Below are 15,260 nucleotides of genomic sequence, written 5' to 3'. Positions count from 1 at the left end.
ATTAAGCGCTGATAGCAGAAGGTCTAAATGAAAGACCTTTGACGCATTCTGGCGGAGGGTTGCTGCCCTCAGACCAGGTGAGCACTTCAACACCACTATTAGTTACGAGAAGAGTGTGTTCCCACTGCGCTGACAGGCTGCGATCTTTTGTCTTTACGGTCCATTGATCTGGCATTGTGCGAATTTCACGGCGACCTGCGTTGATCATGGGTTCGATCGTGAATGTCATGCCAGCTTGTAATTTTTCACCTGTACCAGGACGGCCGTAATGCAGAATTTGTGGATCTTGATGAAATACCTTGCCGATACCGTGGCCACAGTATTCACGAACAACAGAGTACCCCGCTTTTTCAGCGTGCGTTTGGATCACGTGACCAATGTCGCCAAGTGATGCACCGGGTTTAACCTGTGCGATGCCAAGCCACATGCATTCAAACGTAATTTGTGTGAGTCGTTTTGCCATGACAGAAACTTCACCCACCATGAACATGCGACTGGTATCCCCGTAGTAACCATCGGGAGTGATCACGGTGATATCTAGATTGACAACATCCCCTGACTTCAGAACTTTGTCGCCAGGAATTCCGTGGCAGATGACATCATTTACAGACGTACAAATCGACGCCGGAAAAGGTGGGTAACCTGGGGGTTGGTAATTGAGCGGGGCGGGGATGGTTTTTTGAACGTCACGCATGTAAGCGTGGCAAATGCGATCCAGTTCACCAGTGGTGACGCCTGCTTTAACGTGGGGAGCCACATGATCAAGCACCTCGCTCGCTAGGCGGCCGGCTTCGCGCATCCCTTGGATGTCTTTTTCTGCTGTAAATACACTATTCATGCCTTGATTATCAACGACTTGGACGGTTTTTTCTGGTCCTTGCTGCCTAAAAAACGGGCAATATTCCCTTTTTTAGGGCATTTGAGTGGGTAAATACGGCTACCGACCCTGGTTCAGGGTGGTCTTGGACTAGCTAGATCATTGATATTTAAGCTATAATTTTGGTCTCAGGTCTATTTTGGACTTGAAATCGCGAGTTGAGCCTTCCAGGGTGGCGTTCTTTAGCGCAGCTAGGACTCAACTTTAGAACTAACCCTTAGGAGAAGTTATGTCAGTAACAATGCGTCAAATGCTGGAAGCTGGTTGCCATTTCGGTCACCAAACTCGCTTCTGGTCCCCAAAGATGGCCCCATTCATTTTCGGTCATCGCAACAAAATCCACATCATCAACTTGGAAAAAACATTTCCAATGTTTCAGGACGCCCTGAAATTTGCAAAACAAGTTGCTGCTAATCGTGGCACGATTTTATTTGTTGGTACAAAGCGTCAGTCACGCGAGATCATTGCTGAAGAAGCTGCTCGTGCTGGTATGCCTTATATCGACAGCCGTTGGTTGGGCGGTACGCTCACTAACTTCAAAACTGTTAAAGGTTCCCTCAAGCGTTTGAAGGATATGGAAGTTGCTAAAGAAGCTGGCGATTGGGAAAAGCTTTCTAAGAAAGAAGCTTTAACAAACGATCGCGAACTCGACAAATTGCAAAAAGCACTCGGTGGTATCAAGGATTTGAATGGCGTTCCTGATGCGATTTTCGTGGTGGACGTTGGCTATCACAAAATTGCGATTACTGAAGCTAACAAGCTTGGTATTCCTGTAATTGCAGTTGTTGATACCAACCACTCACCAGAAGGTGTTGATTACGTTATTCCTGGTAACGACGATTCAAGCAAGGCAGTAACTCTTTACGCACGTGGCGTTGCTGATGCCATCTTGGAAGGCCGTGCAAATGCAGTTCAGGAAGTATTGACTGCAGTTAAAGAAGGCGAAGAAGAGTTTGTTGAAGAAGGGAAAGCTGAATAATGGCCGCTATTACCGCTGCAATGGTTGGCGAGCTCCGCGCCAAAACTGATGCTCCGATGATGGAGTGCAAAAAGGCTTTGACTGAAGCTGATGGTGATATGGCTCGTGCAGAAGAAATTCTGCGTGTAAAGCTTGGTAGCAAAGCTGGTAAAGCTGCATCTCGTGTAACTGCTGAAGGTATCGTTGCTTCATCTATCAATGGCACTACTGGTGCTTTGTTGGAAGTGAATTGCGAAACCGACTTCGTTTCAAAGAATGATGATTTCTTGGCTTTTGCAAACGACTGCGTAAAGTTGGTAGCTGAAAAGAATCCTGCTGACGTTGCTGCTTTATTGGCATTGCCTTTGAATGGCTCTACTGTTGACGAAGTGCGTAGCGCCTTGATCGGTAAGATTGGTGAGAACATCATGCCACGTCGCTTCAAGCGTTTTGCTGGTGGCAATAAGTTGGTTTCTTATCTCCACGGCACTCGTATCGGCGTGATGGTTGAGTTTGATGGTGATGAAGTTGCTGCAAAGGACGTAGCAATGCACATTGCTGCAATGAAGCCAGTGGCTTTGTCTACTGCAGATGTTCCAGCTGAGTCCATCGCAATTGAGCGTAGCGTTGCTGTTCAAAAGGCTGCTGAATCTGGCAAACCACCAGAAATCGTTGAGAAGATGGTAGAGGGTTCTATTCAGAAGTACCTCAAAGAGGTATCTCTCTTGAATCAAACTTTCGTTAAAAACGATAAGCAAACCGTTGAGCAAATGCTGAAAGCTGCCAATACCAGCGTGAAGGGATTCACGATGTTTGTTGTGGGTGAGGGCATTGAGAAGCGTCAAGACGATTTTGCTGCTGAAGTGGCTGCCCAAGTGGCTGCCGCCTCTAAAGCGACTGCCTAATTAGTCCTTTTCGGGCTTGCCCCGATTGGTCTAGCCTCATGGGCACAGAAACCTTAGTTTCTGTGCCCTTTTCTTTGCTTGTCCCTAAGCCATTTATAATTCAGGTCAGTAATCAAAAGTGCTTAAAGATCAATAAGCTAAGTATGAAAATTACTTGGCAAATTACGGAAAATACATATGCCAGGCTACAAACGCGTCCTCCTCAAATTATCTGGTGAAGCCCTGATGGGGGATGATGCTTTTGGCATCAACCCGGTCACCATTGATGCCATGGTTTCTGAAATTGCTCAAGTAGTGAACAGTGGGGTTGAATTAGCGATTGTGATCGGCGGAGGAAATATTTTCCGCGGTGTTGCGGGTGGTGCTGCCGGCATGGATCGCGCAACAGCCGATTACATGGGTATGTTGGCAACTATGATGAATTCACTTGCTTTACAAGATGCATTACGCCAAAAAGGCGTTGAGGCCCGTGTTCAATCTGCATTAAGAATGGATCAGGTAGTTGAGCCGTACATTCGTCCACGTGCGATTCGAGCAATGGGTGAGGGTAAGGTTGTTATTTTTGCCGCAGGAACTGGCAATCCATTCTTTACAACCGATACCGCCGCTGCTTTGCGTGGCGCCGAGATGGGTGTGGAAGTGATGCTGAAAGCAACTAAGGTGGATGGTATCTACAGTGCTGATCCAGTGAAGGATCCATCGGCAACGCTATATAAAACCATCACCTTTGATGAAGCATTAATTAAAAACTTACAAGTTATGGATGCCACTGCATTTGCATTGTGCCGTGACAGAAAATTACCAATCAAAGTATTTTCAATACTCAAGCCAGGTGCGCTAATGCGTGTAGTGCAAGGTGAGCCTGAAGGTACTTTGGTGCACGTTTAATAGGAGGCCAGATGTCTGCAGTAGAAATTAAAACCAATACCGATCAGAAGATGCAAAAGTCCCTTGAATCTTTGAAGACAAGTCTTGCAAAGATTCGTTCGGGGCGCGCCAATCCAGGCATTTTGGAGCACATTCAAGTGGAGTACTACGGCAACCCAACCCCATTGAGTCAGGTGGCGAGCTTGGGTTTAGCGGATGCCCGTACGATTAATGTGCAGCCGTTTGAGAAGACCATGGTTGCTGTTGTGGAAAAGGCTATTCGTGATTCTGATTTGGGATTGAATCCTGCCTCGCAAGGCACAGTGATTCGTGTACCCATGCCAGCTTTAACAGAAGAGCGTCGTCGTGAGCTCACTAAAGTAGTGAAGGGTGAAGGCGAAGACGCCAAAATTGCTGTGCGTAACTTACGTCGCGATGCCAATGAGCACTTAAAGCGCTTAACTAAGGATAAAGAAATTTCCGAGGATGAAGAGCGTCGCGCTACTGACGAAATTCAGAAGATGACAGACAAAGCTGTTGTTGAAATAGACAAAATCATCTCTGAAAAAGAAAAAGAGATCATGACGGTTTAGCCGTATTGAGTTTCACTTTTTATGACTCAACACCTCAGTTCAACGCAAGCGATACCAGAAGTCAGCTCCATTCCTCGCCACGTGGCGATCATTATGGATGGTAATGGGCGTTGGGCTAGCAAGCGCATGATGCCCAGAGTGGCTGGGCACTCTGAAGGATTGGGTGCCGTTCGAAAGATTGTTCAGGAATGCCGTCGTATTGGTGTTGAGTATTTAACAGTATTTGCTTTCAGTTCAGAAAACTGGCGTCGCCCACCGGAAGAGGTGGGCTTTTTAATGAAGCTCTTTCTAAAATCCCTTAAAGGCGAAGTCTCCCGTCTTGCAGAAAATGATATTTGCCTAAGACTCATTGGGGATTTAAGTCGCTTTGATAATGCGATCCAGGAGATGGTCGAGTTTTCTGAAGCAAAGACTGCTGGCTGCAAGGCGTTAACTTTTACCATTGCCGCAAATTACGGCGGTCGTTGGGATATATTGCAGGCGATGCGTCGATGTATCGCTGCTAACCCAGGTCTCAAGCCTGAAGATGTTAGCGAAGAACTCTTGCAACCCCATCTTTCCATGGCTTATGCGCCTGAGCCTGATTTGTTTATACGCACCGGTGGCGAGCAACGCGTGAGCAACTTTTTACTTTGGCAACTAGCTTACACAGAGTTGTATTTTACGGATGTGCTTTGGCCTGATTTTGATGAGGCTGAATTGCACAAAGCGTTTGCTTGGTTTAGTCAGCGCGAACGGCGTTTTGGCAGAACTAGCGCTCAGCTTGCTTCGCAAGCGATGAGTGATGCCGTCTAATCTTAGAATCCACTTTTCATGCTGAAAACTCGCGTTATCACCGCTCTAGTTTTATTGGCGGTATTGTTGCCTATTTTATTTTTCCTGCCTGCGGTATACATCGGCGCCTTTTTTCTTGTTGCAGTGTTGGCTGGCGCTTGGGAGTGGAGTCGTCTGTTGGCGCCTGAGGCGCAACGTGCAGCTTGGCTTTATGCGGCCTTTTGTTTGGCCATCATCTTTATTTTGCTGGGCTTGCAAAATGTAGCATGGCAGTTCTCCTTATTGTTGTTAGCAGTTATCTTTTGGTTTTTTGTTGCGCCCTTCATTCTTGCAAGAGGGATGAATCTCTCTTTGCAAATGTTACGCCCTTTTTATGTGGTACTTGGTCTCATACTGCTACCAGCGACCTGGTTTGCAATTGTATTTTTGCGGGAGTTAGGTCTAGTTTTCCTGCTATCCACAATGGCACTAGTTTGGGTCGCGGATATTGGCGCTTATTTTGTCGGCAAAGCTTTTGGTAAGCGCAAGCTTGCCGTGCAAATCAGCCCAGGAAAATCAGTTGAGGGTGCTGTAGGCGGTCTTATTCTCTGTTATGCCTATGCATTGGCATGCGTGTTCTTCTTACCATTTGAGTCCACTATATTTGGCGCTTGGGCTATTCGTTTCGGATGGGTTCCCATGTTCGTGATGGTGACTCTGTTAACAGCCTTCAGTATTTTTGGCGACCTCTTTGAATCTCAGTTAAAGCGTCTAGCGGGTGTTAAAGATAGCAGTCAGTTATTGCCAGGTCACGGTGGTGTGCTGGATCGTGTAGATGCGTTAATTCCGACCATGCCTATAGCGGCGCTTCTTGCAGGTCTTGTGTGATGAGACGTATTGCCATATTAGGCTCTACTGGATCCATTGGTGTTAACACATTAGATGTTATTCGTGCGCATCCAGATCGCTTTGAGGTGGTAGCCCTTACCGCAGGTAAGCAGGTCGATCGATTAGCGGAACAATGTATTGAGTTTAAGCCCGCAATTGCGGTGGTGTCTGAGGCTGCTGATGCTGCGCGTCTTGAAGGGCTATTGCAGCAAAACAATATTTCAACTCAGGTGATGTATGGACCGTCATCACTAGTGACGGCTGTTACTGATTCTGATTGCGATACCGTCATGGCAGCCATTGTTGGGGCTGCAGGGTTGGTACCTGCCCTGGCAGCGGCTAAGGCAGGTAAGCGAGTTTTGCTGGCCAACAAAGAAGCGTTAGTAATGTCTGGTAATTTATTCATGCAAGCGATGAATGCTGGAGGTGGTGAGTTATTGCCGATTGATAGTGAGCACAATGCCATTTTTCAATGCTTACCCAATAATTTCACAAAAGATTCTTCTTCGCAAAATGCGCATTTAGGCGTTGAGGAATTGTGGCTGACTGCATCTGGTGGACCATTCCGCAATACACCACTGGATCAGCTCGCCAGCATCACGCCTGAGCAAGCTTGTGCTCACCCAAATTGGGTTATGGGTAGAAAGATTTCTGTAGATTCGGCAACGATGATGAATAAAGGCCTGGAGGTAATTGAGGCATTTTGGTTGTTCGGTCTGCCGCTGGAAAAAATTAAAGTTCTGATTCATCCGCAAAGCGTAGTGCATTCGATGGTTCGTTATCGTGATGGCTCTGTATTGGCGCAGTTAGGTCAACCAGATATGCGCACACCCATTGCCTATGGTTTAGCGTGGCCAGAAAGGGTGGCTGCAGGAGTGAAGCCCTTGAGCTTGACTCAGTTGGCTAACCTCAGCTTCTCTGAGCCCGACTTATCTCGCTTTCCCTGTTTGTCATTAGCATTTACCGCAGCGCAGTCTGGAGGCGCTGCTCCAGCCGTTTTAAATGCAGCCAATGAAGTTGCGGTGGCAGCTTTCTTGGATAAGGGATTGCCGTATTTGCAAATTCCTGTAGTCGTAGAAAAAACATTAAATGCAATCGCAACAGGTAAAGCGGATTCCCTAGATAGCATTTTGCAGATTGATGCGCAGGCCAGAAAGGTAGCGCAGGATTTCATTAAAGCTCTGTAAAAAATGTTTTAAGGTGATGATTTCATGCAGGCGTTAATTACTCTTGGAGCGTTTTTGTTGACCTTGGGGGTCTTAGTAAGCTTCCACGAGTTTGGCCATTTTTTAGCGGCACGAGCCTGTGGCGTTCGAGTGTTGCGATTTGCTATCGGCTTCGGCAAACCATTGTTTACCTATCGCGCTGAAAATCAAACAGAATGGGTTTTGGCTTCAATTCCTCTGGGTGGCTATGTAAAGCTCTTGGATGGGCGCGATCGAAACCAAGTCATTCGTCCTGAGGATCGCCATTGCACGTTTGATCATAAGCCTCTTTGGCAACGTTCTCTCATTGTGGCTGCAGGACCATTCGCCAATTTCTTTTTAGCAGTAGTTCTTTTTTCTGTGATTTATGTCTCTGGCGTTCCCCAGATGCCAGCAGTATTGCAAAGCCCCCCTGAACATTCGCTCGCCTCTCAACTAGGCATCTCTCAGGGGGATCGAGTTTTAGGTTGGCAAAACTTGAAAGAAGATGCGACCCCAATTTCCGAGAAGTTTGATGTTGTTCTGAGTTGGAATGCTCTGCGCTGGAATTTGATGGATGCCTTGACCGGTGAGTCTGGATTTGCTCTAGAACTTGAGGATTCCGAGGGTAGGCGCCTGATTAAGTCTTTTAAGGCTGATGACCTTCCAAGAATGAGGCCGAATAGTGACCCTATGAAAGACCTTGGCCTTCTGCCCATGCCAATTCCCTTAAACGAATGGTATGAGCTGAAACTAGGCCCCTTAGATGCTTTGGGGCTTGCTACTCAGAGGGTTTGGCTAATTACTAAGGTCTCAGCAAGGCTAATGTTGGGAATGTTTACGGGGCAAGCCTCCTTAAAGCAGCTTGGAGGGCCTTTAAGCATTGCGGATATGGCTGGCAAGTCCATCCAGGTTGGCTGGCAACCCTTTTTGGCATTTTTGGCACTAATTAGCATCAGTATTGGGATGCTCAATTTACTGCCTTTCCCAATGCTAGATGGGGGTCAGCTCCTGTATGATGCATGGGAGTTAGTTGCCGGAAAGCGGATTTCGGTTTCGATGCAAGAGCAGCTCCAGAAAGTGGGCTTTTTATTGCTGATTTCCCTTTCGCTTTTGGCCTTGTTTAACGATTTACAACGCTATATTTCGCCTTGAATTTTCTGAACCTATCTTCCCTGCGCATTATGCGATTTTTAGCGAGACTCACTTTACTGTTGTCTATTGGATTGAGCCTGCATGTTTATGCAGCCGATTCTTTTGTTGTCAAAGATATTCGAGTAGAGGGTTTGCAACGAGTCGAGCCTGGAACCGTATTTAGTTATTTATCAGTTCAGGTCGGTGATACATTTACCGAGGAGAAGGGTGCGGAAGCGATTAAGGCTTTGTATAGCACCGGTTTCTTTAGAGACGTGCAGATTCAGGCGCAGGGTGATGTGCTGATTGTGATCGTGGACGAACGCCCAACGATTTCCCGAATTGAATTCACGGGAATGAAAGAATTTGATCAAGAGATTGTTCGTAAGTCTTTGAAAACAGTTGGTGTAGCAGAAGCCCGCTTTTACGATAAAGCCTTAATTGATAAGGCCGAACAAGAATTAAAGCGTCAATATGTCGGCAAGGGTATGTTTGCTGCCGAGGTGGTTGCCACTGTTACTCCTGTAGAGCGTAATCAAGTAGCCATCTACTTCAATATTGATGAGGGTCCGGTCGCCAAAATCCAAGAAATTAATTTCATCGGTAATGAAGCGTTTAGTGAAGGCACTTTACGTGGTGAAATGCAATTGAAGACGGGTGGTTGGCTTTCTTGGTATAGCAAAGACAATTTATATTCCAAGCAAAAGCTCACCGCGGATTTAGAAACGATTCGTTCCTATTATTTGAATCGCGGTTATCTTGAGTTTGTGATCGAGTCAACGCAGGTTTCTATTACGCCAGATAAAAAAGGTATTTACCTGACGATTAGTATTCGCGAGGGCAAGAAGTTCACGGTTAAAGATGTGCGTTTAGCTGGCGAATTATTGGGTAAGGAAGCAGAGTTAAAGCAGTTAATTGTGCTCAAGCCAGGCGATACATTCTCGTCCGCAAAATTAACGGAGAGCACCAAGGCAATTGCCGAAGTATTGGGCTCTTACGGCTACGCTTTTGCAACGATTAATCCGCAACCAGATATTCGCCGTGAGCAGGCTGAGGTGGATTTGACTTTGGTGATTGATCCAGGTCGCCGTATTTATGTTCGCAAGGTTGAAATTTCTGGAAATGCAAAAACCCGCGACATGGTGATTCGTCGTGAGATGCGTCAATTTGAAAGCTCTTGGTTTGACAGCGACAAAATTGATTTGTCTAAAAAGCGTCTTGGCCGTCTAGGCTATTTCACTGAAACCGACATCACTACTGAAGATGTGCCAGGATCCCCAGACCAAGTGGATGTCAATGTGAAAGTGACTGAAAAACCTACTGGTGCCGTCACAATTGGTGCGGGCTTCTCCTCCACTGAAAAGCTGATTCTTTCAGCGGGTATTAATCAAGATAACGCGTTTGGTACAGGCACTTCCGTTGGTCTGAATGCTTCTGTGGGCAAGATCAATCAGAACTTAACCCTTTCGAACTACGACCCGTACTTCACGGAAGATGGTATCAGTCGCTATACCGACCTCTACTACAGATCATCTAAGCCTTTGTACTATGTGGGCGACCCTGACTACCAGATTAAATCCGTGGGATCCAACATTAAGTTTGGCGTGCCTTATACAGAGGTCGATCGCGTATTTTTTGGTACTGGTGTTGAGGCTTTCCAAATCCAGACTACGGTTAATACGCCAATTCCATATTTGAATTATGCGCAAAGTTACGGTATTGCTGCCCCAGGTTATCCCGGAACATTAACAACTTATAACGTACCGTTGACTGTTGGTTGGGCACGTGATGGTCGCGATAGCGCATTGATTCCATCAGACGGATCTTTGCAACAGCTATCTGCTGAGGCTGGCACTCCGGTTGGTAATATGACCTTCTATCGTATGTATGGTCAGTATCAGAAGTACCACTCTTTCTCTAAAGGCAATATTTTGTCTTTCAATGGCGAAGTGGGTTATGGCCAGGCCTACGGAAATAATCCTTTCCCAATTACCAAAAACTACTATGTGGGTGGTATCGGCTCAGTTCGTGGATATGCGCCAGGCTCTCTAGGTCCGCTTTATTACAACCAGTACCTTGGGACTAATCAACCAACTGGTGGTCAATCCAAGATTGTGAGCAATCTGGAGTACACCGTCCCTGTCCCGGGATCTGGGGTGGATAAAACCTTGCGAGTCTTTACCTTCGTTGACGGTGGTAATGCGTTTGGTCAAAACATCAACCTCGTTTTGCGATATTCCTATGGTTTGGGTTTATCATGGATATCACCACTCGGTCCTTTGAAGTTTAGCTACGGTATTCCGATCAGGTCACAGCCAACGGATAATATCCAGCGCCTCCAGTTCCAAGTTGGTACAGCGTTTTAATTGTTTAAGGAAAGTATTTATGAAGTTTGTTCAATTCTCTAAATCGCTTCAATGGATTTTGGCTGCTGTAGCCTTAGTAATCTCAGCGCCGCATGTTTTTGCGCAAGATGCTGGTACACGAGTAGCCGTTGTGAATTCTGAAAAGGTATTTAACGAATCCAATCTTGCTAAGGCAATGCAAACTCGTTTGCAAAATGAATTTACAAAGCGCCAAAATGATTTACGTGACAGCGCCCAAAAAATCCAAACAGCCGCTGAGAAGTTGGATCGCGATGCGGCAGTAATGAATGAGGCGGATCGTGTGCGTCGTCAACGTGAGCTGGCGGATCAAGATCGCGAACTGCAACGCAAGCAACGCGAATTCACCGAGGATCTGAATCAGCGTACTTTCGAGGAGCGCGCTAAGATTGCTGAGAAGGCGAACACTATATTGCGTCAAATTGCCGAACAGCGTAAGTTAGACATCATTGTTCAGGAAGCAGCTTTTGTAAGTCCTAAGGCTGATATTACTGATGATGTCATCAAGGCCTTGAATAGCCAGAAGTAATCTATGCCTACCGCCATCGAGCTGGCCAATCAGTTTCAAGCAAGCTTGGTGGGGGAGGCTTCCAACTCTTTTGTTGGTTTAGCCCCTCTAGAGCGGGCAACACAGAACCAAATCTCGTTTTTATCGAACCCGTTGTATCGTCAGCAAGCTGCCGATAGTGGCGCTGGGGCGTTGATTGTCAGTAGGTCTGATCTTGAGTTTCTGCAGGCGAATCCCGGAAAAAATTCAGGAAAGCGTGTTTATTTTGTTTCTCAGAATCCTTATGCAAGCTTTGCGCGCATGGCACAACATTTTGCAAAACAGAGTGCGCCAGCTCATGTCCCCGGTATTCATGCAAGCGCGGTAATTGATCCATCAGCAATCATTCCTCCTTCATGTCATATTGGTCCGTTTGTTCATATTGGCCCCAATGTGCGTTTGGGTGAACGGGTTGTGATCTTGGGTAATGCGTCTATTGCAAAAGATAGCGCGATCGCAAGTGATGCACTGATCTATCCATCGGTATCTATTTATGCGGGAACCCAGATTGGGGAACGCTGCATTATTCATAGTGGCGCAGTGATTGGCGCAGATGGCTTTGGTTTTGCTCCAGACTTTTCTGCAACTGGTGGTGAATGGGTCAAAATTCCCCAAACTGGAAATGTAATTATTGGGGATGATGTTGAGATTGGCGCTTCAACCACGATTGATCGTGGGGCTATGAGCGATACCGTGATTGGCTCGGGAACCAAAATTGATAACCAAGTGCAAATTGCACACAATGTAATCATTGGAAAATGTTGTGTGATTGCGGGTTGTGCGGCAATTTCAGGAAGTACGAAGATCGGCAACTTCTGCATTATTGGGGGTGCCGCAAACTTCGCTGGCCACTTGACTATTGCAGACAGAACTACGGTTTCTGGTAATACCTCGATTATTCGCTCTATTACTGAGCCTGGACAGCATTTCACGGGCGTTTATCCATCCATGTTGCATGCTGCCTGGGAGAAGAATGCGGCTATCTTGCGTGGCCTAGATAAAATACGTCAACGTTTACGCTTATTAGATAAAAAGTAAAGGTCAACAATCTTTGGATTGGGATCAATAAAACATCAATCGAAAAATATAACCTTAGGTAAGCATGTTATGAGTACACCAATCGCAATTGATATCAATAAAATTTTGCAATTATTGCCGCATCGTTATCCATTTTTATTGGTCGATCGCGTTATTGAGATCACCCCTCGCGAAACAATCACCGCTTTAAAGAATGTCACCATGAATGAGCCCTTCTTTCAGGGGCACTTTCCGGATTTTCCAGTCATGCCGGGTGTATTGATTATTGAAGCGTTGGCGCAAACGGCGGCATTGCTCACGTTTTCTGAAGAGCGTGCTGAAGATGCTATTTATTACTTTGCCGGAATCGATGGAGCACGGTTTAAAAAGCCGGTGTTGCCTGGTGATCAGTTAATCATGACTGCGAAATTAGAGCGGGGTCGCGCTGGCATTTATAAGTTTGCTGTGCAAGCAACGGTTGATGGCGAGATTGCTGCGGAAGCCAATATTACTTGTGCGGTTCGGACGAAAGGCGCGTAATGACTCGCATTCATGCATCTGCGGTAGTGGATAGCAAGGCTGAGCTTGCCAGCGATGTCGAGATTGGCCCTTATTCTGTTATTGGCCCGAACGTCAAAATTGGTTCCGGAACCAAGGTAGGCTCTCACACTGTGATCGAAGGTCACACCACTATTGGCAAGCAAAATACTTTTGCACATTTTGCTGCGATCGGTGGACCACCTCAAGATATGAAATACCGCGGTGAACCTACCCAACTTATTATTGGGGATCGTAATACCATTCGTGAATTCACAACGATTCATACGGGTACATCACAAGATGAGGGTATTACCCGCATTGGTAACGATAACTGGATCATGGCTTACGTTCACATTGCCCATGATTGTCAGGTTGGTAATCACACCATCTTCTCTAGTAATGCTCAGATTGCTGGTCACGTACAGGTGAGCGATTGGGCCATTATGGGTGGCATGTCTGGTGTGCATCAATTTGTACGAATTGGGCAGCATGCCATGTTAGGTGGTGCATCTGCGCTAGTGCAGGATATTCCACCTTTTGTCATTGCTGCAGGCGATAAGGCTGCTCCTCATGGCATTAATGTGGAAGGTCTAAAGCGTCGTGGCTTTTCGAGTGAAACCATTTCAGCCTTGCGCCAAGCTTATAAAGTGCTCTACAAAGATGGCTTAAGTTTCGAAGAGGCAAAAGCAGAAATTCAGAAGATGGTATCTGCTAGTGCGGCCGATGCTGCTACTGCTGAAAAGCTGGGGCAGTTCCATGACTTTATTGCAGCCTCTACGCGCGGCATCATTCGATAACGGGAATGCCTTGCCAAAGTTAGCTTGTGTAGCTGGCGAACCTTCTGGCGATTTATTAGCTGCGCCAGTTCTGAGTGCCTTAAATCAAATCCCGGATATGGCTGGCCTGGAGGTTTACGGGATCGGTGGCCCGCGTATGCTGGCTCAAGGCATGCGCTCTGATTGGCCGATGGAGACTTTGAGTGTCCGAGGATATGTCGAAGCAATTAAGCAATTGCCCGCCATTCTGAAATTGCGTAAAGAGTTAATCGCCAATCTTTTGGGTGATGGTCGCCCCGATGTCTTTTTGGGGGTTGATGCACCCGACTTTAATTTGGGCGTAGAACTACAACTGCGTAAGGCAGGTATCCCCACTTTACATCTGGTCTCTCCATCCATTTGGGCGTGGAGAGCGGGACGCATTAAAAAAATTACGCAAGCCGTTGATCGCATGCTTTGCATCTTTCCGTTTGAAACTGAGATCTATGATCGCGCGGGCGTGTCGTCTACTTATGTAGGGCACCCTTTGGCGAGTGAAATTCCGCTGGAGCCTAATGTAACTCAAGCTAGAGGAAAGATCGCTCAAGTACTTCTACCGAATCAGAATAGCCAAGACTATTTAAATGGTTTGGTGGTTGCAGTATTGCCTGGTAGTCGTTCTTCAGAAATTGAGTTGATTGCCCCCGTGTTTTTTGAAACGATGGAATTATTGGCAGACAAGCTTCAAGGTCAAAAATTGCATTTCCTCATTCCGGTTGCCACTCCTCGTTTGCGAGCCCCCTTAGAGGCATTATTGAAAGCAAGCAAGGATCAATTTCCGGATATCCAAATTCATATACTAGACGGAATGGCAGATGAAGTTTTAGAAGCGTCTGATGTTGTTCTGATTGCGAGCGGAACGGCTACTTTGCAGGCCGCTCTGTGGAAGAAGCCGATGGTGATTTCATATAAGGTGCCTTGGCTCACTGCTCAAATAATGAAACGCCAGGGATATTTACCTTATGTTGGTTTGCCTAATATCTTATGTGGTGAGTTTGTTGTCCCTGAGTTATTGCAAAGTGACGCGACGCCTGAGAAATTAAGTGCTGCAATTTTGGATTGGATCCATCATCCAGGTAAGGTTGCACAACTAAAAGAGCGTTTTGCAAAAATGCACGAAACCTTGCGTCGCCCAACGGGCCTTATGGTTGCTCAGGCGGTTGCGCAAACCATTATGGATCGTCGTCATGGACGAATTGCTTCATGAGTTTTATTTGGGTTTGCGGTGTGGATGAAGCGGGTCGCGGTCCATTGGTAGGCGCTGTGGTCGCTGGTGCTGTAGTGCTCGATCCTAACAAGCCGATTGACGGCTTAAAAGATTCTAAAAAATTGACGGCAGCAAAGCGTGATTTTTTATATGAGCAAATACTAGAAAATGCAAAAGCATGGGGGGTGGGCGAAGCCAGTCCCGCTGAAATCGATCAGATTGATATATTGCAGGCAACCATGTTGGCGATGCGCCGCGCTATAGAGGATTTAACTACTCGCTTAGGTGCTTGGCCAGAGAAGGCTTTGATTGACGGCAACCGGTGTCCCGAACTGCCCATTGCGGCTGAAGCAATCGTGAAGGGTGATGCAAAAGAGCCCGCAATTTCGGCAGCCTCGATTGTGGCGAAAGTAACACGTGATCGACAAATGATGCGCCTGCATGAACGGCATCCAGAGTATGGATTTGCTCAGCATATGGGCTATCCTACTGAGGCGCATTTTGCGGCTCTCAAGCAATACGGCGTCTGCTCAGAGCATCGCCGAAGTTTTTCTCCTGTCAGAAAAGTCTTGGAATCTGTTGCGAGCTAAG

Annotated in this window: 16 protein-coding genes; 15 read left to right on the top strand and 1 reads right to left on the bottom strand. The window is 46.6% G+C overall.

The genetic code is table 11. The features are described from left to right. Nucleotide 1: 1 nt before the first annotated feature. Entirely contained in the window at nt 2-838 is an 837-nt protein-coding gene (gene map / locus IC571_RS07650; protein ID WP_215315745.1) for a type I methionyl aminopeptidase, read from the bottom strand. Between the two features lie 268 nt (nt 839-1,106). On the opposite strand from map, the gene rpsB reads away from it, so the two are divergent. The 15 genes from rpsB to rnhB all read left to right on the top strand — a co-directional run bounded on the left by rpsB (nt 1,107) and on the right by rnhB (nt 15,259). After that, nucleotides 1,107-1,856 (top strand): 30S ribosomal protein S2, encoded by a 750-nt coding sequence (gene rpsB, locus IC571_RS07645; protein WP_215315743.1) that lies wholly within the window; start codon nt 1,107-1,109, stop codon nt 1,854-1,856. Beyond that, nucleotides 1,856-2,740 (top strand): translation elongation factor Ts, encoded by an 885-nt coding sequence (tsf, locus tag IC571_RS07640; RefSeq protein WP_215315742.1) that lies wholly within the window; start codon nt 1,856-1,858, stop codon nt 2,738-2,740. The genes rpsB and tsf overlap by 1 nt, the downstream gene beginning before the upstream one ends. Before the next feature lie 177 nt (nt 2,741-2,917). Then, nucleotides 2,918-3,628, top strand: coding sequence for a UMP kinase (pyrH, locus tag IC571_RS07635; protein ID WP_215315741.1), 711 nt, complete (start codon nt 2,918-2,920; stop codon nt 3,626-3,628). Between the two features lie 11 nt (nt 3,629-3,639). Next, on the top strand, nt 3,640-4,200 hold the full coding sequence (gene frr, locus IC571_RS07630; protein ID WP_215315740.1) for a ribosome recycling factor: 561 nt from the start codon (nt 3,640-3,642) through the stop codon (nt 4,198-4,200). 21 nt (nt 4,201-4,221) lie between these two features. Next, on the top strand, nt 4,222-4,995 hold the full coding sequence (gene uppS, locus IC571_RS07625; RefSeq protein ID WP_215315738.1) for a polyprenyl diphosphate synthase: 774 nt from the start codon (nt 4,222-4,224) through the stop codon (nt 4,993-4,995). Between the two features lie 18 nt (nt 4,996-5,013). Next, nucleotides 5,014-5,841 carry a phosphatidate cytidylyltransferase gene (locus IC571_RS07620; RefSeq protein ID WP_215315737.1) on the top strand — a complete coding sequence of 276 codons (828 nt, stop codon included), beginning with the start codon at nt 5,014-5,016 and terminating at the stop codon, nt 5,839-5,841. Further along, the gene (gene ispC / locus IC571_RS07615; RefSeq protein WP_215315735.1) at nt 5,841-7,028 is read left to right on the top strand and encodes a 1-deoxy-D-xylulose-5-phosphate reductoisomerase; all 1,188 of its coding nucleotides are present in this window, start codon (nt 5,841-5,843) and stop codon (nt 7,026-7,028) included. Before IC571_RS07620 ends, ispC begins: the two co-directional genes overlap by 1 nt. A gap of 24 nt (nt 7,029-7,052) precedes the next feature. Next, nucleotides 7,053-8,180, top strand: coding sequence for an RIP metalloprotease (locus IC571_RS07610; RefSeq protein WP_215315733.1), 1,128 nt, complete (start codon nt 7,053-7,055; stop codon nt 8,178-8,180). A 29-nt stretch (nt 8,181-8,209) separates the two neighbouring features. After that, nucleotides 8,210-10,525 (top strand): outer membrane protein assembly factor BamA, encoded by a 2,316-nt coding sequence (gene bamA / locus IC571_RS07605; RefSeq protein WP_215317868.1) that lies wholly within the window; start codon nt 8,210-8,212, stop codon nt 10,523-10,525. A gap of 19 nt (nt 10,526-10,544) precedes the next feature. Then, entirely contained in the window at nt 10,545-11,072 is a 528-nt protein-coding gene (locus IC571_RS07600) for an OmpH family outer membrane protein (RefSeq protein WP_215315732.1), read from the top strand. A 3-nt stretch (nt 11,073-11,075) separates the two neighbouring features. Then, nucleotides 11,076-12,128 (top strand): UDP-3-O-(3-hydroxymyristoyl)glucosamine N-acyltransferase, encoded by a 1,053-nt coding sequence (gene lpxD, locus IC571_RS07595; RefSeq protein ID WP_215315730.1) that lies wholly within the window; start codon nt 11,076-11,078, stop codon nt 12,126-12,128. Nucleotides 12,129-12,197: 69 nt separating this feature from the next. After that, nucleotides 12,198-12,647, top strand: coding sequence for a 3-hydroxyacyl-ACP dehydratase FabZ (gene fabZ, locus IC571_RS07590; RefSeq protein WP_173956137.1), 450 nt, complete (start codon nt 12,198-12,200; stop codon nt 12,645-12,647). Then, nucleotides 12,647-13,444 carry an acyl-ACP--UDP-N-acetylglucosamine O-acyltransferase gene (gene lpxA / locus IC571_RS07585; protein ID WP_215315729.1) on the top strand — a complete coding sequence of 266 codons (798 nt, stop codon included), beginning with the start codon at nt 12,647-12,649 and terminating at the stop codon, nt 13,442-13,444. Before fabZ ends, lpxA begins: the two co-directional genes overlap by 1 nt. Next, complete coding sequence (gene lpxB / locus IC571_RS07580; RefSeq protein ID WP_215315728.1) at nt 13,404-14,669, top strand: lipid-A-disaccharide synthase; 1,266 nt, start codon at nt 13,404-13,406, stop codon at nt 14,667-14,669. The genes lpxA and lpxB overlap by 41 nt, the downstream gene beginning before the upstream one ends. Then, complete coding sequence (gene rnhB, locus IC571_RS07575; RefSeq protein ID WP_215315727.1) at nt 14,666-15,259, top strand: ribonuclease HII; 594 nt, start codon at nt 14,666-14,668, stop codon at nt 15,257-15,259. The genes lpxB and rnhB overlap by 4 nt, the downstream gene beginning before the upstream one ends. The last annotated feature ends 1 nt before the right edge of the window (nt 15,260 follow it).

Source organism: Polynucleobacter sp. MWH-UH2A (genome assembly GCF_018687195.1).
Taxonomy (GTDB): Bacteria; Pseudomonadota; Gammaproteobacteria; order Burkholderiales; family Burkholderiaceae; genus Polynucleobacter.
This window is presented reverse-complemented; position numbering and strand designations above follow the sequence as displayed.